At 64.1% G+C, this 20,479-nt stretch carries 15 protein-coding genes; 6 read left to right on the forward strand and 9 right to left on the reverse strand.

Translation table 11 applies throughout. From position 1 onward, the window contains the following. Positions 1-106: 106 nt before the first annotated feature. The 9 genes from ACZYHG_RS30225 to ftsZ form a co-directional block, all read right to left on the reverse strand. Positions 107-1,552 carry an ABC transporter substrate-binding protein gene (locus ACZYHG_RS30225; RefSeq protein ID WP_464611695.1) on the reverse strand — a complete coding sequence of 482 codons (1,446 nt, stop codon included), beginning with the start codon at positions 1,550-1,552 and terminating at the stop codon, positions 107-109. A 45-nt stretch (positions 1,553-1,597) separates the two neighbouring features. After that, positions 1,598-2,572 carry a sugar-binding transcriptional regulator gene (locus ACZYHG_RS30230; RefSeq protein WP_027034064.1) on the reverse strand — a complete coding sequence of 325 codons (975 nt, stop codon included), beginning with the start codon at positions 2,570-2,572 and terminating at the stop codon, positions 1,598-1,600. 246 nt (positions 2,573-2,818) lie between these two features. Next, positions 2,819-4,054 (reverse strand): VWA domain-containing protein, encoded by a 1,236-nt coding sequence (locus tag ACZYHG_RS30235; protein WP_464611696.1) that lies wholly within the window; start codon positions 4,052-4,054, stop codon positions 2,819-2,821. Next, a complete protein-coding gene (locus ACZYHG_RS30240; RefSeq protein WP_464611697.1) occupies positions 4,047-6,290 on the reverse strand; it encodes a DUF5682 family protein in 2,244 nt (747 codons plus the stop codon). The genes ACZYHG_RS30235 and ACZYHG_RS30240 overlap by 8 nt, the downstream gene beginning before the upstream one ends. 4 nt (positions 6,291-6,294) lie before the next feature. Then, positions 6,295-7,374, reverse strand: a complete 1,080-nt coding sequence (locus tag ACZYHG_RS30245; RefSeq protein ID WP_464611698.1) for an ATP-binding protein — start codon at positions 7,372-7,374, stop codon at positions 6,295-6,297. Positions 7,375-7,405: 31 nt separating this feature from the next. Further along, positions 7,406-8,833, reverse strand: coding sequence for a DUF5691 domain-containing protein (locus ACZYHG_RS30250; RefSeq protein ID WP_464611699.1), 1,428 nt, complete (start codon positions 8,831-8,833; stop codon positions 7,406-7,408). Continuing rightward, positions 8,830-9,921 (reverse strand): SWIM zinc finger family protein, encoded by a 1,092-nt coding sequence (locus ACZYHG_RS30255; protein ID WP_464611700.1) that lies wholly within the window; start codon positions 9,919-9,921, stop codon positions 8,830-8,832. The genes ACZYHG_RS30250 and ACZYHG_RS30255 overlap by 4 nt, the downstream gene beginning before the upstream one ends. Continuing rightward, a complete protein-coding gene (locus ACZYHG_RS30260) occupies positions 9,914-10,216 on the reverse strand; it encodes an SWIM zinc finger family protein (protein WP_464611701.1) in 303 nt (100 codons plus the stop codon). Before ACZYHG_RS30260 ends, ACZYHG_RS30255 begins: the two co-directional genes overlap by 8 nt. Before the next feature lie 141 nt (positions 10,217-10,357). Beyond that, a complete protein-coding gene (gene ftsZ, locus ACZYHG_RS30265) occupies positions 10,358-11,395 on the reverse strand; it encodes a cell division protein FtsZ (protein ID WP_464611702.1) in 1,038 nt (345 codons plus the stop codon). A gap of 382 nt (positions 11,396-11,777) precedes the next feature. On the opposite strand from ftsZ, the gene ACZYHG_RS30270 reads away from it, so the two are divergent. The 6 genes from ACZYHG_RS30270 (at position 11,778) to fhuB (ending at position 20,310) form a co-directional block, all read left to right on the forward strand. After that, positions 11,778-12,476 carry a GntR family transcriptional regulator gene (locus ACZYHG_RS30270; protein WP_464611703.1) on the forward strand — a complete coding sequence of 233 codons (699 nt, stop codon included), beginning with the start codon at positions 11,778-11,780 and terminating at the stop codon, positions 12,474-12,476. Between the two features lie 221 nt (positions 12,477-12,697). Further along, on the forward strand, positions 12,698-14,053 hold the full coding sequence (locus ACZYHG_RS30275) for a glutamine synthetase family protein (RefSeq protein ID WP_464611704.1): 1,356 nt from the start codon (positions 12,698-12,700) through the stop codon (positions 14,051-14,053). Between the two features lie 128 nt (positions 14,054-14,181). Next, entirely contained in the window at positions 14,182-15,066 is an 885-nt protein-coding gene (locus ACZYHG_RS30280; protein ID WP_464611705.1) for a helix-turn-helix domain-containing protein, read from the forward strand. Positions 15,067-15,202: 136 nt separating this feature from the next. Further along, positions 15,203-17,413 carry a TonB-dependent siderophore receptor gene (locus ACZYHG_RS30285; RefSeq protein WP_464611706.1) on the forward strand — a complete coding sequence of 737 codons (2,211 nt, stop codon included), beginning with the start codon at positions 15,203-15,205 and terminating at the stop codon, positions 17,411-17,413. A gap of 25 nt (positions 17,414-17,438) precedes the next feature. Beyond that, entirely contained in the window at positions 17,439-18,311 is an 873-nt protein-coding gene (locus tag ACZYHG_RS30290) for an iron-siderophore ABC transporter substrate-binding protein (protein WP_464614822.1), read from the forward strand. Further along, positions 18,304-20,310 (forward strand): Fe(3+)-hydroxamate ABC transporter permease FhuB, encoded by a 2,007-nt coding sequence (fhuB, locus tag ACZYHG_RS30295; RefSeq protein WP_464611707.1) that lies wholly within the window; start codon positions 18,304-18,306, stop codon positions 20,308-20,310. Before ACZYHG_RS30290 ends, fhuB begins: the two co-directional genes overlap by 8 nt. Positions 20,311-20,479 lie beyond the last annotated feature (169 nt).

Raw genomic sequence — 20,479 nt, forward strand, 5'->3', positions numbered from 1 at the left:
AGGCGACCGGTCGGGCGAAATAGCGGCCACCTTCCGGCACCGCATCGCAAACGTCAAAAGGTGTGATGAGGGCCGGTCCGCCAAGCAGGCCGGCCCTCGTTGCGACTTAACCGAGGCCGGCTTCCTTGAGCTGGCCGTTGATGCTTTCGGCCAGCTTGTCGAGACCCTCGTCGACCGGCACTTCCTTGGCCACCATCTTCTGCAGCGTCGCCGCCCATTCTGTGGTGAGGTCAAAGAACAGCGGCTGCGCCGTGAACTTGATCGAGGCACCGGCCGCCGAGGCGTCGAACATTTCGACATAGCCCGGATAGCTCTTGTTCAGCTTTTCGCGGAACATCTCGTCCTTCCAGACCGACTTGCGGACCGGATCGACGAAATCCATCTTCGTGGCGCCGAACAAACCATGCTCCGGTCCCGAGGCCCATTGCAGGAAATACCAGGTCGCATCCTTGTCCTTCGAGAAGTTGGACATCGCCAGCGACCAGATCCAGATGTTGGGCGTCGAGGCCTTGGCCTCAGGGTTGGCGGTGAAGGCGGCATAGGCGAGCTTGCCGGCCATCTTATTGTCGCCGCCATTCATGAAGTAGCCGAGGCAATCGGCGTCGAAGATCATCGCCGAGGCGCCGGCGCCCAGATCGGTGCCGACCTGGTACCAGGTGTAGGTCGACCAGTCCTTCGGGCCGCTCTCCTGGATCATCTGCACCCATTTGGCATGGAACGCCTTCGAGCCCGCAGTGTTCATCGCCGCCGCCAGCTTGCCGTCGGCGGAAACCGTCAAGTCCTTCTCGTTGAAGTTCGAGTAGGCCGACAGGAAGCCCGGATGGATCGTCGCCCAGGAACGCGAGCCGCGAACGCCGATGCCGTAGACGCCACCGCCAATGTCCTTCTGCAGCTTGGCAGCGGTGGCGATCATCTCGTCCATATTGCCGGGAACGCCGACGCCGGCCTTGTCGAACATGCCCTTGTTGTAGGTGATGTTGTTCTGCTCGAAAGCCCACGGAATGCACCACTGCTTGGCATCTTCGGAGCCCAGCGCGCCGCCCGGCTTGCCGTTCCAGGCGCAGGACGACTTCACACCCGGCAGGATGTCGTCCCAGGCATAGTTCGGGTTGGTCTTGGCCGGATCCTTGATCCATTCGTTGAGGTCGGTGATCCAGCCGGCGGGGCCATAGGTCCAGGTCATGTAGGCGCCGGTCATGAAGGCATCGTATTCGGGCGAGCTTGCCGAAAGCGCTGCCGTCACCTTGTCGAAATAGACGTCTTCAGGGAACACGTCGTAGACGACTTCCATGCCGGTCAGTTTCTTGAAGTTCTCGAGGTCGGCAATCATCGCATCGGCATAGGGATGCTTGTTGAGCAGGAGCTTGATGGTCTTGCCCTTGTGCGCCTGCCAGTCGAAATCCGCGGCCAGCGCGCGGGTCTGCCCCAGATTGAGCAGCGTGCCGGCGGTGCCGGCGGCAAGGCCCATCGCACCCAGGCCCTTGATCAGCCCGCGACGGTCGACTTGTCCGCGCAGGAAGGCGTCAATGAGGTCTTTCTCTTTCTCATGCATTTCGTCTTCTCCTCCACAGGGTAGTTTCAACTGAACTGTTGCCGGCTACCCGACCGGCGTCTCTTCCACGAGCGACCGCGCCGTCCGCTCATCGGTTATCAGGCCCTTGAGATAGCGCCCTTCCAGCACGGCCTTGATGGCACGAACCTTGATCTTGCCGCCGGCGACGGCGACGATCCGGCGGCTGGCAATGTCCTCGCGCGTCAGCGCCATCGCCCGGTTGGAAACGGTCGTCGCCACCGCCTTGCCGGCTTCGTCGAAGAAATGGCCGAGCAATTCGCCGACGCCGCCATTGCGGCGGATCTCCTCCATCTCGCCCTTTTCGATCATGCCGGTGGCAACCAGCGACGCTTCACGTTCGGCGGTGCCGATGCCGGCAAACAACAGGTCGGCGGAACGTGCGAGATCGAAGACCTCGCGGATGCCCTTCTGGCCGAGCAGCACGGTTCGGTCCTCCGCCGTGTTGGCGAACATCGGCACCGGCATGACATAGGCTTCGGCGCCGGTGCGTTCGGCTAGGCGGTGAATGACATCGTGCGGGTTGGCCGAGAACTTCCGCGTCAGGCCGCCAAGCAGCGAGACGAAGCGGATCTTGTCTGTCGAGGTGCGCGGCAGATATTCGACGCAAGCGGCGAGCGTGCGGCCATGGCCGACACCGATCAGCGCCTCTTCGCCGCGTTCGATCTCGCGTTTCAAGAACTGCGCGCCGGCAATGCCGAGCGCCTTGAGCGGCAAATCCTCGGAATCGAAGTCCGGGACCACCTCGCAATAGTCGAGGCCGTAGCGGCGGGACAGTTCGTCTTCAAGCTCGACGCATTCCGACACTTCGCCGTCGATATAAACCTTCACCAGCCCTTCCTGGTTGGCCTTGGTGATGAGGCGGTGCGCCTTGAGGCTGGTCAGTCCCAGCCGCTTGGCGACCTCGGACTGGGTAAGGCCACCGGCATAGTGAAGCCACGCGGCACGTGTTGCCATGCTGGTTTCATCGTCGCGCAGGAGGCCGTTGCCGAACCCTACCATTTCCACCCTTTGATATTTTTATCAGTTACTGCAAAATTTTTCACAAGGCTTGATCAGAGTCAAGCGACCGTTTGGCGCAAATCACGACATGACGGCCGAACGGACTTCGACCGACCGTCTGGCGACGTTCAGTGAATGGTGATGCGAGGGGCCCTTCCCGCGTGCATGTCAGCATCGCCGGGTTTCAGCCTTGCTTTTTGGATTGCCGCTTTTTGATCACGCCAGACGCGTGAGGGTGAGCGCGCCTTACGCGCCGGCCGCCGGACTTTCGTCCTCGGCGCGAACAAGCTTGATATCGGCGCCTGCCGCCCACGCACCGAGATCTTCCCGTCGCAAGGCCGCCGCCATCATGTCGGGAAACAGATCCGGCGTGCAGGCGAAGACCGGGATGCCGAGTGCTGCCACAGATCCTGCCATCTTCGGGTCATAGCCCGGCCTGCCCTGATCGGTCAGCGCCAGCAGCACCACGACATTGACGCCGGAGCGAACGAGTGCCGCCAGCCGCTGCAGCAATTCCTGGCCGTTGCCGCCTTCATAAAGGTCGGTGATCAGCACCATATGCGACTTGGTCGGCCGCTCGATGCGATCGGCGCAATAGGCGACGGCCTGGTTGATGTCGGTGCCGCCGCCAAGCTGCACGCCGAACAGGACCTCGACCGGATCGCTGAGCTCCTCGGTCAGGTCGACGATCGCCGTGTCGAAGCAGACAAGCTTGGTGCGCACCACCGGCAAGGAGGCCATTACGGCGGCGAAGATCGAAGCGTAGATCACCGAGCTTGCCATCGAGCCCGACTGGTCGACGCACAGCACCACTTCGTCCAGATCGACAAGCCTGCGCTGCTTGCGCATGAAGCCGACCAGTTTTTCCGGGACGATGGTTTTGTGCTCGGGCTGGTAATGGCGAAGGTTGGCCGAAATGGTCCGCGGCCAGTCAATGTCACGCTGCCGGGGACGGTTGGTGCGCTGCGACCGGTCCAGCGCGCCGCGGATCGCCTCCGCGGTCTTCTGCTCCAGCCGCTGCATCAGCTTGGCAACGATGTCGGCGATGATCGTACGAGCGATATCCTTGGTCTTGGCCGGCATGACCGAGCGCAGCGAGATCAGGTCGGCGACGAGATTGACGTCGGCCTCGATTGCCTTGAGGAATTCCGGCTCCATCAGCATCTGCTTCAGGTTCAGCCGCTCGAAGGCATCCTTCTGGACGATCTGGACGACCTGCGCGGGAAAGAACGATCTGATATCACCCATCCACTGCGCCACCTTCGGCGCCGAGCGACCAAGGCCGCCGCGCCGCTTGCGCGGATCGGCGGCGGCATCGCCGGTTCCGTCGCCGTAGAGTGCATCAAGTGCCGCCGACAGCCGCTTGTCGGTGTCGGACAGCGCTGACGAGGTTTCGTCATCGGCGCCGATCGCCAGGCGCCAGCGGCGCTCCTGCCCATCGCCAGCCTGCTCGGTCTCGTTGATGTCGACCTCGTCATCCATTGCCGTTCTCGCTCATCAGCAAAGGCCGAAGCCGTTCCAGATGCCGACGCCAGGCCTCGTCACCGCCGGGCGTCGGCGTCAGCCCGACTGGCAGGCGCCTGGCGCGGCCGAGGACGGCTTCGATCAGCCGCCGCCGCTCCATCGAGTCCAGATGCGAAAAAACCCGGCGCAGCAGCGGCAAATGGGCAATGAAAGCGTCTTCGTCCAGCGATTTGAGCCAGGCATCGACCGCGCCGCGCAAGCCTTCGTCATAGATCAGCCGCTGACCGGCGGTGCTGAAGAAACCCTCGAAGAAGCCAGCGGCCTCGGCGACCGGGGTGCCCGGCGACAGGCGCCGTTCGATCAGGCCTGCCGCGGCGTCGGCGGAAAAATGGCCGGCCTCGTAAAGCAGATGGGCGGCACAGCCTGCCACCAATGCGGTCGGTCGCGATCCGTCGAGCACGGCCGCCAGTCCATTACGCCAGGCATCCAGAACGTCCTGTTCAGGCTCGACCAGCTTGATCGCCTCATCGGCCTTGCGCATCGCCCCGACCAGCGCCGTCGAAGCCTGGGCGTCGAGATCGCGCGCCGCGTAAGGGAGCGCGATGCCGCCTTCGACGATCAGCCGCTCCAGCAGGCCGGAAAGACGCGTCGTTTCGGTCTTGCGGGCTTCGCCATAGCGGATGATTTCGGCGAGTGGCGGCACCGATGCCAGGATTTCCAGGCATTCGCTGCTGCGCGCCGCGCGTTCCTCCAGCATCGCCAGCCCGGCGGTCGAGGCCTCCGACAAATTGGCCGTGATCGCGCCCTGGACCAGTGCCGCCAGCGCATCGAGAGAGGTCGCGGTGCCGATCATCTGGATCAGCCGGCCATTGGCGGCCTTTTCGATGGTTGGCCCGTGGACCAGGTTCTCGACCAGGCGAACGGCATATTCCGGCTCCCACGCCAGCGTCCAGCGCTCGCGAAACGTGCCGCGGCTGCGCCCGCTGTCGGTCAGCCTGCCCCAATGCACGCCAAGCACGTTCAGCCGATGCAGCAAGGTCGAGCGGAACAGTCCGCTTTCGCTGCGCAGGTCGACCGACAATTCGCGCTCCAGCGCCTCCGGCTTCAACCGCGCCGCCTTCTGGTTGCGCTGCAGATCCCCGATCAGCGGCGCCAGCGGGGTATCGGGTGGAATTTCACCGACATCGGCGCCGAGCAGCAGTTCGGCTTCGACGAGTGCCCACAATATAGCTTCGCCGTTGAACAAGGCGGCGATCGCTGCGTCGCGCAATTCCTCGAAGCCGGGCTTTGGCCGCTCGCGGATCACAGCAAGCGTCCGGGCCAGCCGTTCGGCTTCGATCAGCGAGGCGGTCGAGACCATGTGCCCCTTCGCCCGTAGCACCGCCGCGATCATGGCGAGCCACAAGGTTGCCGCATCGTGCCGGCCACGGGTGCGCCACAGATGCTTGCACCAGCCGGGCGCGACGACGCCGGCGCCATAGCCGAAGCCGAGCGCCAGGCGCGGCCCGGTCCACGGCGCCCAGGTCATCGTGCTCTTGCGTCGGGCAAGCCCCTTCAGGATGGCCTGGTCATCCCTGAGCGGGCGCGGCGCCTGCAGTGCCGGCACATGGAAGGCGCCGCAGACGATAGCGATCGGCCCGTCGAATTCCTTGCGTGCGGCGGCGATCTCCAGCCGCATATGCGCTTCGCGCTTTGCCTCGAATTCGGCAAGCGGGCCTTCGCCCTCGCGCAGCGTCGTCATCGCATCGGCTATGGCCGCGAAGATCGGACCGGGCTCGGGGTTCTGCTCAATGATGTCGGCCCACCAGCTCTCGCCATCCTCGTAGCCGGCAGCCTGAGCCAACGTGCCGATCGGGTCACGAAGATGTGGCGCCAACTCAGCCTCGGCGGTGACTTCCGTCCCGTCGGTCTTTTCCGCAGCCTCAGCCGGTGCGACCCGGGCCGAAGATGGCAGGTCGATGAAGCGCACTGTCGCGTTGTTGGCGACGGCCCACAGCGTCGCCTGATACTCCGGCGAGAACTCGGCGAAAGGCCAGAAACTCGTCGAAGCCGGATCGTCTTCCGGATAGCACAGCAGCGCCACCGGCGGCTGCATTTCGGGGCGGGCGAGCAATGGCAGCAGCGCCGATGCATCGGCCGGCCCTTCGATCAGTACGGCGACCGGTTTCAACTCCTGCAACGCCTGCACCAGGCTGGCGGCGGAGCCGGGCCCGTGATGGCGTATGCCGAAATAGGAAACGTCGCCTGATGCCATGGCGTCAGATCGCTGCGTTCAAAGCGGCGTAGTAGCCGGCATAGTCCGGCCGCTTCTTGAGCACGGTCTCCAGATATTCCTCCAGCACCAACTTGTCCTGCACCGGATCTCTCACGATCGCGCCAACGAGGCTGGCGGCGAGGCCTTCGGCGCCGAGCTTGCCGCCGTCGAACCAGGCCGCCTGGCTGAGGCCGCCGACCATGGTGGCGATCGCTTCGGCCGTGGACAGTGACCCGGAGGGCGTCTTCAAAGTGACCTTGCCATCTGATGTCGCGCCGGAGCGCAACTCGCGGAAAATGGTCAGCACGCGGGCGATCTCCTCGCCGACATTCTTCGGCACCGGCAGGTCGAGACCGCCGGCCATCTCGCCGACGCGCTTGGAGACGATCGCCACTTCTTCCGCCATGTCTTCGGGCAAAGGCAGCACGACGACATTGAAGCGGCGCTTCAGCGCCGAGGACAATTCGTTGACGCCCTTGTCGCGGTTGTTGGCGGTGGCAATGATGTTGAAGCCGCGCTGCGCGTAGACCGAGGTGTTGAGTTCGGGAATCGGCATCATCTTTTCGGACAGCACGGTGATCAGCGTGTCCTGCACGTCCGAGCCCATGCGCGTCAGTTCCTCCAGGCGACAGAGCTTGCCGTCCTGCATGGCGCGGTAGAGCGGCGTCGGCACCAGCGCTTCCTGGCTGGGGCCTTTGGCCAGAAGCTGCGCGTAATTCCAGCCGTAGCGGATCTGGTTCTCGTCGGTGCCGGCCGTGCACTGCACGATCAGCGTCGAGTTGCCCATGATGGCGGCGGCGAGATGCTCCGACACCCAGGATTTGGCGGTGCCGGGAACACCGAGCAGCAACAGTGCGCGGTCGGTGGCGAGCGTCGCCACGGCGGTCTCCATCAGCCGGCGGCGTCCGACATATTTGGGCGTTATCAGCGTGCCGTTGTCAGCCTTTCCGCCGAGCAGATAGGTCAGCACCGCCTTTGGCGACAGGCTCCAGCCGGCGGGCTTTTGCCGGTCGTCATTGCGCGCGAGCGCCTGCAACTCGGCGGCGTAGGCCTGCTCGACCGGAAGACGGATGGCTGCATTCATTTGCTGTTCTCCGGATTGATCATGTTTTGGTTCAAGGCCCGGCCAGGGATGCGTTGAGGCGAAGAAGACCAAGCGACGGTGCTGCCGGCGCCATGCCGGCCGCGACGACATCGCCAATCAATTTTTCCGCCGCCGCCGCGGTGACGAGAAAGCCCAGCGTTTCCAGAAGCTGGTCGGCGCCGCGCTTCACGGCATCATCGTTTCCGGCGATGGCGGCGCGCAGCGCCGGCAGCGTCTTGCCGTTCGTCAGGTCGGCCCAGTCCAGCCATCCTGCTTCGAGGCTCTCGGCCAGGCTGAGCGCACCAAGATACTGCGTGTCCTTCAGGATCAGCCTGATCAGGACACGTTGCCTGCGACTGTCCAGACGCGGCATCAGATGCAGGACGAAAAGCGCTGGCCTGCCGCCCTCAGCCACAAGTGTGTCGGCCATGTGCGTGACCGCCGCGTCACTGCCGGACGCGGCGACCATGCGGGCGACAAGGATGTCGACACTGTTGTCGGCGCCGAACTGCCACGCGCCGATGAAGTCTGCTTCGGCAACGCCGAAACGCGCGGCAAGATCAACCAGGTTGCAGGTCTCGAACAATTCGGAGCGGCGTCGTTCCTGCGCCGGCGATTTCAGCTTCGCCGGCGCGTAGGTGGTGCGGCGGCGGATGAAGCCAGATTTGCCTTCCGTGATGAAGGCGGCGAGTTCCGCTATCGGATTTTCCGGCCCGCTGTCGCCTGGCTGGCCGTGCTGCCCCAACCGCGCCAGCAGCCGGCCGGCCAGTTCGCGCACCTTGCCCGAGCGATCGGCGGACAGGCTTTTCAGGAAGGGCACGTCATCGGCCCCCAGGCCGAAATGCATGAGTGCGATGAGCGTAAGCCTGACCTCCGCCGGCTCGCTTGATCCCTTGGTCTCGATCAGGTGCCGGGCCACAGCCGGTGCGGTGCGGCGCATATCGGAGAGCGCACTGCGGCGAGCGGCGGGATAGAAATCATCCCAGTTCTCCGCGGTCAGCTGCTCCCGGTCTGCGTGTTTTTCGCCATTCACGCCCGCCTGCCAGTCGATCCAGGGTGCATAGACATCCGGGCTGGTCTGATCCGACGCGGCCGGCATCCAGTCCATCGGATGCAGCACGAAGCCGCGGCTGGCGACAAGGGCCACCACACGCGACTTGCCCCTTGCGTCGGCTGCCTGTTTCAGCGCCGCTCGCAAAAGCGGCCGCAGCCGATCCGGCAGCATGGGCAAGGCGAGTTCGGGCAGCGGCGGGCGACGCTTCAGCGTTTTCGGCGCGGCCGGTCGCAAGGCGATCTCAAGGGCTTGCGCGGCGATCGCCAGCAGCCGACGCTCACGCTCGTCGGGGTTGGCACCGCCAGCGATCTCTTTCCACGCGGCCGGAGCGAGGTCATAGCTGGTTCCGCCGGTGATCCAGCTATCGCGCATGGTCGCGAGACAAGTCTGCTCGATCTCGTTCACGACAGATCAAGCCTCCCGAACGCGCTCTGCGCCGCCAACAGGTGAAGCCTGCTACCGCTCCATAGGGCTGCCGTCGCCGCGAGGTCCAGCCCAAGCAGCGTTGGGCTGACGGTATCGGCGATCGGCAAGGCGATGCCATGCGGATTGTCAGCTGACTGCCACCAAGCATCGCCACGATCGTCCAGCAGGATCGCGCCGGGCGGCAGCATGATAGGACAGTCGGTGAGCCACGGGGCCGTGTCCTGGTGAGCGACATGGGACGCGAGCGGATCGGCCGCATCAAAGCCGAATGCCGGCCATTGCCCTGACGAGACATCTCCCTTGCGCTCCACCACCAGCGCCCGCAATGGCTGGCGTGCCGGATAAAAGACCAGCCGCGCATCGAAGCGATCGCCTGGCGTGAACGCGTTGGACCGGCGTCCGGCGGAGGCCGGGAAATAGTCGAGCAGCAGGGCGAATCGCGGACTGGCGCTGTTCAGATCGAGCAGCCAGGTCGAATGGCTGACAAGACCGTCGCGGCGCGTCTCGATCTTTTCGCCGAGCACCTCCCAGACGCTGTCGACCTGGATCGCGTCGGAATTGGCCAGAACCTGCTCGCGGCTTTCCGAAGTCGATACCAGCCGCTTCAGCTCAGCGTCATCAGGTGTCGATCGCCAGGCCTTGGCCAGCAGCACGAGCTTGCCAAGTTCTCGGATCGCGGCGTCCGGGCGCTCTTCGCTGCGCAACCCCATCAGCCAGGATGGAATCTCGTCGATGCGGCCGGCAAGCGCTGTCGCCTTCATGTCGACCAGCCGCGCCGCAATGCGGCGGCAACGATCGCTGCTGTTGTCGACAAAACCGGCAAGGCCGAGCCGCAGCTGATCCGATATCCATTGGTCGAGCTCGTCCAGTGCCGCCGAAACCGCGGAACGCGTATCCTGGGCGCGCTTGCGCTGCGCAGCCTCGCGGCGTTCGATCGCGGCTGCGTCCTCGACAGCAGCGCTTTCGTCGTCGCGCAAGGCCTCGCCAATGCTCTTGCCGCCCGCGCCGGGCAACGGTGCAGCCGGCTGCGACGTCGTCTTCCGACGACGGCCGAGCCAGTCATTCACCCATTCCGGCGTCGAGTTCGGCTGCAACAAAACTGGCTGGCGTGGTGGCTGCGATCCACATCAGCGCCAAAGTGTGCTTGCAGGGGAATTTTCGTGACGGGCAGGTGCATTTGTAGCCGTGGTCGCCGGTGTCGACGACCACGCGATAGGGGTTGGAGCCGGAGCCCTGGCATTCTCCCCAGATGAGCCCCAGCTGTTCGCTCTTTTCGAGCCGGGGCCAGTTCGATTGCTTGGTCAACCTGGACGCCGCGCTCAATGACGCCTGGTCGGGCGCGAGCGCTTCGATGGTCTTCAAGTCAAATTCCAAGCCGCGCCTCTCGTCGCTCGAACGATACAGGGTGCCAGTATAGAGGGCCTGATATGACGGTTTCTTGTAGCAGCAGCGGCACAGAGATCGATACAGCGGACCGCGATCGTTGCGCCGGCCAGTCTAAGGCTACTGGAGCGTCCGCAATGGCGACTGGCCGGCGCGGTCATGCGCCGCGCCGACACCGGCATCCTCCGCGCCAAGCGCGCGGTCGAGACCGGTCGCCACCACCGAGACCCTGAAGCGGCCTTCCATGCTCTTGTCGAAGATCGCGCCGACGATGATGTCGGCATCCTCATAGACCTCCTCGCGGATGCGGGTAGCGGCCTCGTCGACCTCGAACAGGGTCATGTCCCTGCCGCCCGATATCGAGACCAGCACGCCCTTGGCGCCCTTCATCGACATTTCGTCCAGCAACGGGTTGGCGATCGCGGCCTCCGCCGCCTTCATCGCTCGCCCATCGCCCGACGCCTCGCCGGTTCCCATCATGGCGCGGCCCATGCCGCGCATGATCGATTTGACGTCGGCGAAATCGAGATTGATCAGGCCTTCCTTGACGATGAGATCGGTGATGCAGCTGACGCCGGAGTAAAGCACCCGGTCGGCAATGACGAAGGCGTCGGCGAAGGTGGTCTTTGCATCGGCGATCCGGAACAGGTTCTGGTTCGGGATGACGATCACCGTATCGGCGCTTTCGCGCAGCCGTTCGATGCCCTCTTCGGCCATCTGCATGCGGCGCCGACCCTCGAAGGTGAAGGGCTTGGTGACGACGCCGACCGTCAGGATGCCGGCCTTGCGCGCCGCTTGCGCAATGATCGGGGCGGCGCCGGTGCCGGTGCCGCCGCCCATGCCGGCGGTGACGAAGCACATATGCGTGCCGGCCAGATGATCCATGATCTCGTCGAGCGATTCCTCGGCCGCGGCACGGCCGATCTCCGGCAGCGAGCCGGCGCCCAATCCTTCCGTGACGTGTGCGCCAAGCTGGATCAGCCGTGTCGCCTTCGACATGGTCAGCGCCTGCGCGTCGGTGTTGGCGGCAATGAATTCGGTTCCCTGAAGCTGTTCCACGATCATGTTGTTGATGGCGTTGCCGCCACCACCGCCGACGCCGATAACGGTGATCTTGGGTCTCATCTCGGAGATTTCCGGCTTCTTGAACTCGGCCATGCCTGCTTCTCCTTCGCCAATTTGCGCGCGCTTCACGACCCACAAGCAGATTGCCTAGAAGGCATTGCAATCGAGCGGCATGACGCGAATCAGTCCGTTCGGATGGGTGACCCAAAAAGCCAGAGAGCGGCCGGACGTGCAAGTGCGCGCAAGGTCAAGATTTGTGATGGCGATATTGCAGACCGCAACGGACATGCCGCGCGCCCGCAAGCCAGGCCGAAAACCTAGCAATCCGGGCAACGGGCCAAGTCTTGCCGTACAAGGATTGAAGCGTCTATCATGGCCCTACAGATCGCAGGCTTCGGCCTCCCGCCATGCTCGGCCCGATCGCGATTGTCCGTGGTCGTCAGGCCAGATTTCAGAACGAAGCAGCGCACCGCCAATGGCCGACAGAACACAATTCGGGTTGACCGCCGTCGACACCGTTCCCCTGCATGAGAAGGTCTATCTGGAGCTTGTGCGGGCCCTGATGTCCGGCCAGTTCACGCCCGGCCAGAAGCTGACCTCGCGCAAGCTCGCCAAGGAACTCGGCACCAGCGACATGCCGGTACGCAGCGCCTTCATGCGGCTGCAGGCGCTGCGGGCGCTGAGCCCGATGCCGAACGGCAGCGTTGAGGTGCCTGTCATTTCGGCCGACCGGTTTTCGCAATTGACCGCGGTGCGCACGATCCTCGAAGGCTCGGCGACGGAGCTCGCGACAAAGCTCGTCAACGGCAACAATCTGCGGGCGATCCGGCGCCACAGCACTGAATTGACCCTGGCGGCGCGCAAGGGCGATATCGACGACTACCTCAGAAAGAATTACGCCTTCAAATTCTCGATCTATCGCCATTGCGGCAACGAGCAGATGATCTTCCTGATCGAGACGGTCTGGATGCAGGTTGGTCCCTTCCTCAGGAATCTCGCCATGGGCTTCGAGGACGACCTCTCCTCCATCCTCGACATCGACTATCACGAGGAAGTCGTCGCGGCGATCGAGGCCCAGGACGGGGCGCGGGCCCGCGCAGCCATCGTGCGCGACATCGACGAAGGCGCCGCCCATATCCTGCGGCAGGCCAGATTTCCGGAAGCAAGGCCTTAGAAATGCCCCTTGGCTTTCCATCCTCTTGCCTCTATGTTGCGATCGCAGATCGCGCAATTGGTTTTGAAATGCCTCCCGATATCCCGGTTAGTGACTTGAAAAAATAAGGAAAAATATCTGGCTGCGGCCGGATAGGCTTCCCGAAAACTCACAAGCATTTTTTACCAGGAACAGTGCAGCCGATCAGGCTGAGGCACCTTCGAAAACCAGAGGTTTTAAAATTGAGCGATGCAATTGCGGACGTCCTGAGCTGGCTTGAAAGCAGAAACGACATCCAGAGCCTGAGGGCGGCGGTGTGCGACCTCAACGGCGTCATGCGGGGAAAACGCATTCCCGTCGAGCAGGCCCGCAAGGCGCTGGAAGGCAAGCTGCGCATGCCTTATTCGCTGATCGGGCTCGACATCTGGGGCGAGGATATCGAAGGCAACACACTGGTCTTCTCGACCGGCGATGCCGACGGGCTTTGCCAATGGACCGGACGCGGCATTCTGCCGGTGGAATGGACGGCGCATCCGACGGCGCTCGTCCCGCTCTGGCTTGCCGACGAAAATGGTGCGCCCTATCTCGGCGATCCCCGGCGGGCGCTGGCCCGCATCCTCGACCGCTACAAGGCGCTCGGCCTGACCCCGGTCGCGGCGACCGAACTCGAATTCTATCTGGTCGATCCACAGTCGCAGCGGCCGGTCGGGCCTGTCTCGCCGGTCACCGGACGGCGTCTCGATTCCGATGCGGCGCTGTCGATCGACGAGATCGACGATTTCGAATCCTTCATCCATGACGTCTACGAGGCCTGCCGGGCGCAAGGCATTCCCGTCGATACGGCGATCGCCGAAAATGGCGTCGGCCAGTTCGAGATCAATCTGAACCATGTCGCCGATGCCTTGCGGGCGGCCGACGATGCCGTGCTCTTCAAGCGCACGGTCAAGGGCATTGCCCGCAAGCACGGCTTTGCCGCCTGCTTCATGGCAAAACCCTATGGAGACCGGGCCGGCAACGGCTTCCATGTCCATTTCAGCCTGGTCGATGCCCAAGGCCGCAACGTGTTCGACGACGGCACCGATCAGGGCTCTGAAATCATGCGGCACGCGGTCGGCGGCCTGCTTGCCGCGATGGCCGAGAGCACGCTGGTGTTCGCACCGCACTTCAACTCGTATCGCAGGCTTCGCCCGCGGTCCTACGCACCGACCGCGGTTGCCTGGGGCTACGAGAACCGCATGGTCGCGATCCGCATTCCCGGCGGCCCGACCGGCGCACGCCGCATCGAGCATCGCGTGTCGGGAGCGGACGCCAATCCCTATCTGGTACTGGCCGCCATACTGGGCGCGGCGCTGATCGGCATCGAAAGGCAGATGTCGCCCGGCGATCCGATCGGGAACGATGGCCAAGGCGTCGTGCCGGCCAAGCTGCCGCCGGACTGGGCGTCGGCGATCGCCACCTTTGAAAGCGGGACGCATGTGGCGGAGATCTTCCCGGCGATCCTGCGCGACTCCTTCGTTGCCTGCAAACGCCAGGAACTGAATACGTTCGCCCTCAATGTCAGCGACTTCGAGATCGAGACCTATCTCGAAAGCGTTTAGGGTTTCCGGACCATTGACGTCGGCGCGGACGGCTTTCCAGCTGTAAACCAGGGACTTGCGGTGCGATCCCGAACCGAGCATAAACATGATAACTTTTGTCATGTATTATACCCGGAGACAGACAAGACTTGACCTTCGTTGCGCGCATGGAAAGTCGGATCGAGGGCTTTTCGGTCATCGGCCACCTGAAATGGCACCAGTGGGACGGCGTGGTTGCCGACCTCTGGGATGTCTCATGTGGTGACAGGGCCGAAGGCTACTACGTCTCTCCCGATCCCCGGCTGTTCGTCGCGCTTGATGTGGATGGCGACGGCGCCTTCTTCGTTGAAGGCGCCAAGGGCGAAGTATCCCGCCACGACAGGGCTCTTTCGATGGCCTACATTCCGGCCGGGGTGCCGATCCGTGGCCAGGTCGAGAGACTGCGCCGGATCCGGCATCTCGACCTGCATTTCGATGTCGCGACGCTGACGCGCCGCTTCTGCCGCAGCCTCGATCGCGAAGCCTTGCAGATGTCGCGCCTCCAGTTTCGCGACGACCGGGTCGCCATGCTGGCTGGCCTGATCGCAGCCGAATGCGGCAGCGACGAGCCGCTGCATGATCTCTATGGCGAGGGCCTGCTCAACGCCTTGTTCGCCAGCCTTTTCCAGATCGATCAGCCAGGTGCCGCCAGGCGTCGATCGCCGCTGTCGCGCCGCAAGCTGCGCCTCGTTACCGACTACATAGAAGCGCATTGCCTGGACCGGATCCGGCTTGCCGAACTCGCCGCGCTGACCGGCCTCTCCGAAACCGCGATGAGCCATGCCTTCAAGGCGGCAACAGGCGTGCCGCCGCACCGCTGGCAGATGCAGGCGCGGATCGACAGGGCGAAGACGATGATGGTGCGTCAGGCCGCCTCGCTGGGCGACATCGCCGAAGCGACCGGCTTCTTCGACCAGGCGCATCTGACGCGGGTGTTCAAGGCGGTGGTCGGCGTGACGCCCGGCGCTTGGATGAAGAGCGCCGGAAGCCCGTGACATTTCCGCAACATGAAGCCGCGATGTCACCCGTTTGGACAAGAACGGACAAGCCGCCCAAATCCATCCAATGACCCGCAGATAAGTTGAGATAAATGATCAAGTATCTCAACGACCACAGGCGGGGACCTACCTGATGAGCAGACTTTACCGGATGAAGGCGCTTCTGGCGGCCAGCCTCGCCGCGGCCGCGATGATCCCGCCAATGGCCGCGTTCGCGCAGACGGCGCAAACCAGCACCCAGCTTGAACCCGTCGTAGTCGAGGGTGAGGCCGGAGACAGTGCCACCGGACCGGTCGAAGGTGTCGTCGCCAAGAAGACCAGGATCGGCTCCAAGACGGCGACTGACATCAAGGGGATCCCGCAATCGGTCTCGGTTGTCGGCCGGCAGGAGATCGATGATCAGGGCGCGCAGAAGGCGGACGAGGCCTTGCGTTACACCGCCGGCGTCTTCGCCCAGCCGTTCGGTCCCGACAGCGACACCAACTGGCTGTTCATCCGTGGTTTCCAGGCGACCGCCACCGGCACGTACATGGATGGCCTGCAGCTGTTCAGCTATGGCTTCGGTGGCTTCTATGTCGACAGTTTCGGGCTCGAGCGCATCGAGGTGCTGAAGGGCCCGGCCTCGGTGCTCTATGGCGGCAGCAATCCTGGTGGCATGGTCAACTATGTCAGCAAGCTGCCGGAATTCGAACGCAAGCGCTACATCGAGACCGGCGTCAACGATGCCGGCAATGTCTATCTCGGCTTCGACATTGGTGACGTCGCCAACAATGACACGGTCAGCTACCGCATCAATGGCAAGGTCGCCGGCGGCGACACCTACAGCGACCTGCAGAATGGCTGGCGCGGCTTCATCTCACCCAGCATCACCTGGAAGCCGGATGAAGCAACCACGCTGACCATCCTGGCCAATTACAGCCATATCGACGAGAACCACAATGGCGGCAGCTTCCTACCCTATGATGGTACAGTGACGGACCATGTTGTCGACGGCGTGAACTATGGCCGCATCGACCCGGATGCAAACTTCACCGAACCGAGCATCGACCTCTACAAGCGCGAACAAGGTTCGATCGGGTACGAGTTCGAGCATACGTTCGACAATGACTGGACGGTCCGCTCCAACACACGATTTAGTGCTGCCGATATCGATGAGGTCAACGTCTACCCCAATGGTTGGGCGAGAGATGCCGATCATCCCGACGCCAGCCCCACTGCGCTCAATCGTATCAACTTCGGCCACGACACTGACGTCAAGTCGTTCCTGTCGGATCTGCAGCTGGAGGGCAAGGTCGAGACCGGTTCCGTCGAACACACGCTGCTGGCCGGTCTCGACTACAAATATTACAACATCGACCAGGTGCAGTCGTCGGGCCTCTACGATCCCCTAAATTCCAATCCCATCGATGCTTTCAACCCGGTCTACGGCTCGACGCTGACGCCTCGCGTCAGCTATCTCAGCCAGAACCTGACCCAACAGCAGCTCGGTTTCTATGCGCAGGACCAGTTGCGCTTCGGCGATGGCTGGCTGATGACGCTGAACGGCCGCTATGACCGTGGCTGGCTCGGAGCGGACAACCGCCCAACCTTCTACTCGGCAAGCTCCAGCACGCAGAGCCAAACCGTCGGCGATTTCTCCGGCCGCGCCGGCCTCGCCTATGAGTTCGCCAACGGTTTCATCCCCTATGTCAGCGTCGCCACCTTCTTCAATCCGCTGATCGGCACCGACGCTAATGGCAACCTGTTCGTTCCGGAAACAGGCCAGCAATATGAAGCGGGCATCAAATACGTACCGACTTTCATCGATGGCCTGTTCACACTCTCGGTCTTCGATCTCACCCGCCAGAACGTGGCAGTCGCAACCCTCGCCAATCCTTTTCTCCAGACCCAGACCGGCGAGGTGCGTTCGCGCGGCGTCGAACTCGAGGGCAAGGTAAACATTACTGACGACTTCCGGGTCACAGGCGCATTCACGGCCTACAATCTCGAAATCACCAGGGATGCCAACCCGGCGCTCATCGGCAAGACGCCCTTCATCGCGCCGGAAGTCATGGCGTCCGCATCGGTCGACTACACGTTCCGCGGCGACTGGTATGACGGCATCTCGATCGGCGGCGGACTGCGCTACCTCGGCTCGTCATGGGCCGACAATGCGAACACGGCGAAGGTGCCGGCCGTGACCTTGGCCGACCTGAAGCTCGGCTACGAGAAGGAGAATTGGGGCGTCGATCTTAACGTCACCAATCTGTTCAACAAGACCTATGTCGCCAGTTGCCAGACGACGCTGACCTGCTCCTACGGCGAAGGCCGCTCGTTCAAGCTGAAGGTGCACACGACTTGGTAGCCACAGCTTGCCAGACAAGCCAGTGATGATCCATCTGCCCAACAGGCGGCAGATGCTTGCGCTGGCGGCAGCTTCCTTTCTGCCGCCGATTGCCGCCCGGGCCGCGGCGATGCGCATTGCCGCGATCGACTGGGGCATGCTGGAGGCGTTGCTGGCGCTCGGCATCGAACCGGTGGCGGCGACCGAGCTGATCCAGTTCCGCAAGATCGCGTTCGAGCCGGCCGTTCCCCAAGCCATGACCGATCTCGGACTGCGCGGCGCGCCCAACTACGAGCTGCTGCGCATCATCGCGCCGGACCTGATCGTCATCTCCAATTTCTACGAATATCAGCGCCCGATGCTCGAACGCATCGCGCCGGTGTTCGCGCAAACGGTCTACCAGGCCGGTGTGCCGCCCTACGCACTGGCCGAGGCAGCCACGCTGGCCCTGGGCGAGAAGCTTGGCCGACAGGCGGAAGCAGAGCGTTACGTCGACGATACGTCTGATGAAATCGCCAGACTTCGCGCCACCTTGCCACCATCGTCCGGACGACCGGTCTTCGTCATCAGCCTTGGCGACAGCAGGCATTTTCGCGCCTTCGGTCGGGACGCCATGTTCGGCGATGTGCTCACACGTCTTGGCCTGGCCAATGCCTGGACCGACGAGACAAGCTACAGCGCGGCAGCACCAGTCGGACTGGAGGCGCTAGCACGCGTGCCCGAGGCGTCGATCCTGATCGTCCCGCCACTGCCGGCGGATGTCGGCCGCTCGCTCCCGTCCAATGCCTTGTGGAACGCGCTGCCCGCCGTGCGCCAGAATCGCGTCGCGGTGCTCGAAGCAATCAACCATTTCGGCTGCCTGCCATCGGCACGCCGTTTTGCACGCCTGGCGGCGGCAGCGCTTGCCGCCCATGGCTGAGCGCGCAACCGATCATCGCGCTGCGATGGGCACCGGTCTGTCGCCGATCACCCTATGGAGCTTGCTGGCGGCGGTGGCGGCGCTTCTGTTCGTGTGGCGCGCGGGAATGCAGTGGCCGGCGGCGCCGCCGGGCGACGGCGTCGATCTCGACCATGTCATCCTGTTCTACAGCACGCTGCCGCGCGCCGCGGTGGCCGTTCTGGCGGGCGCCGTGCTCGGTCTCTCCGGCCTGCTGTTGCAGCATGTGTTGCGCAACAAGCTGGCCGAGCCGTCAACGCTCGGCATTTCGGCCGGCGCGCAACTGGCGATGACGACAGCCTCGCTCTACGCGCCGCTGCTGATGGAGCGGTCGCAAGGCCTGGTCGCCTTTGCCGGCGGCACTGCCGCGGTGCTTCTGGTGCTGGCCCTGACCTGGCGGCGTGGGCTCGAACCGGTCTCCGTCGTGCTCGCCGGCATGATGGTGGCGCTGACCGCCAGCTCGATTAGTGCGGCGATGATCCTCGCCAATGGCGAGTATCTGTTCTCGCTGTTCATCTGGGGTGGCGGATCGCTGGTCCAGCAGGATTGGGGGCCGGCCGTCGCGCTGGCGGTCAGGCTGGCGGCCGGCGCCGTTGCCGCGCTGATGTTGCTGCGGCCGCTGACCATTCTCGGCCTTGACGATGCCTCGGCGCGTGGCCTTGGCGTTGCCCGTCATCCCAGCCGCGTTCTCATCATCGCGCTGGCGGTGTGGATGGCGACGAGCGTCGCGGCGGAGGTCGGCGTCATTGGTTTTATCGGCCTTGCCGCGCCAGCGCTGGCCGCGCTTTCGGGCGCACGCACCTTACGCCAAAAACTGATCGCCGCGCCGCTGGTCGGCGCCGTGCTGCTGTGGCTGACGGATGGGTTGGTGCAACTCGCCGCCGGCCCTGGCGGTGAGCGCATTCCGACCGGTGCGGGCACAGCGCTTCTCGGTGGCCCGCTGCTGCTGTGGCTATTGCCACGGCTGCGCATGTTCGAGTGGCCGCATCTCGGCTCGAACGGGGATGCACCGCGCAAGGCCGATCGACCATGGCTCATCGTCCTGCTCTTGGCAGTGCTCACCCTTGTCGCCGTCGCGGTGGCGCTGATCGTCGGCCGCGGCCCCACAGGCTGGTCATTCGCCAGCGGTGATTTGCTGACCGATCTCGCCGCCTGGCGCGCGCCACGCATCGGCGTGGCGGCTGCCGCCGGCGCCATGCTGGCGGCTGCCGGCATTGTCATCCAGCGGGTCACCGGCAATCCGCTGGCAAGTCCCGAAGTGCTTGGCGTCGGCACTGGCGCTGGCGCCGGCCTGACCGCCGTGCTGATGGTCAGCGCCACGGCCGGCCTCGGCTGGCAGCTGGCCGGCTCGGCCCTGGGCTCGCTGGCGGCATTGATCGCCATGCTGGCCATCGCCGCGCGAGCGAAATTCGGTGCCGAGCGCCTGCTTCTTGCCGGCATCGCGATGAGCGCGCTGTGCAGTGCCGTGATCAGCGCGACGATCGCGATGGGCAATGCGCAGTCCTATGTCCTGGTGCGCTGGCTGAGCGGTTCGACCGGCCAGGCAACCGCTCTGGAGGCATCGGTTGCGCTAGCCTGCCTGTTGCCGCTGACGTTGCCGCTGTTTCTTGCGGCCCGCTGGCTCGACATCCTGCCGCTTGGGTCCGACAGCGCGCGTGGCCTGGGCATACCGGTCGCCGGCGGGCGGCTGGTGCTGATTGTTGTCGCAGCGCTGCTGACCGCGCTGTCCGCCATGGTCGTCGGGCCCTTGAGCTTCGTCGGCCTGATCGCGCCGCATCTTGCCCGACTCGCCGGGTTCTCCCGCGCACGCGTTCATCTGGCAGGCGCGATGCTTCTGGGCGCCTTGCTGATGATCGTCTCGGACTGGCTGTCGCGCATGGCGGCCTTTCCCTACGAACTGCCCGCCGGCCTGTTCGCCTCGCTGCTCGGCGGGCCGTATCTCGTCTACCTGCTGGCCAAGGGCGTGCCGCGCCAGGGCTGACAAACCTGTTGCAGCGTGCCTCCGAGACAAGCTTGCGAGCCGAAAGCCGCCGCGAGACTGTGGATCGAGTTCCGTATCAAACAGCGGCAGACCTTGCCCACCGGCCAAATCCGTCCGACACCTCATGTAACAACGGAATCACCCCGCTCCAGCGGCCGGGCGATCTGAT

This window comes from Mesorhizobium subarcticum (assembly GCF_055456085.1).

Coding starts and splice junctions, on each gene's coding strand:
- ACZYHG_RS30235 (WP_464611696.1), bottom strand. CDS start 4,054: ATGGATGACGAGGTCGACATCAACGAGACCGAGCAGGCTGGCGATGGG.
- ACZYHG_RS30290 (WP_464614822.1), top strand. CDS start 17,439: ATGATCCATCTGCCCAACAGGCGGCAGATGCTTGCGCTGGCGGCAGCT.
- ftsZ (WP_464611702.1), bottom strand. CDS start 11,395: ATGGCCGAGTTCAAGAAGCCGGAAATCTCCGAGATGAGACCCAAGATC.
- ACZYHG_RS30240 (WP_464611697.1), bottom strand. CDS start 6,290: ATGGCATCAGGCGACGTTTCCTATTTCGGCATACGCCATCACGGGCCC.
- ACZYHG_RS30285 (WP_464611706.1), top strand. CDS start 15,203: ATGAGCAGACTTTACCGGATGAAGGCGCTTCTGGCGGCCAGCCTCGCC.
- ACZYHG_RS30225 (WP_464611695.1), bottom strand. CDS start 1,552: ATGCATGAGAAAGAGAAAGACCTCATTGACGCCTTCCTGCGCGGACAA.
- fhuB (WP_464611707.1), top strand. CDS start 18,304: ATGGCTGAGCGCGCAACCGATCATCGCGCTGCGATGGGCACCGGTCTG.
- ACZYHG_RS30230 (WP_027034064.1), bottom strand. CDS start 2,572: ATGGTAGGGTTCGGCAACGGCCTCCTGCGCGACGATGAAACCAGCATG.
- ACZYHG_RS30270 (WP_464611703.1), top strand. CDS start 11,778: ATGGCCGACAGAACACAATTCGGGTTGACCGCCGTCGACACCGTTCCC.
- ACZYHG_RS30245 (WP_464611698.1), bottom strand. CDS start 7,374: ATGAATGCAGCCATCCGTCTTCCGGTCGAGCAGGCCTACGCCGCCGAG.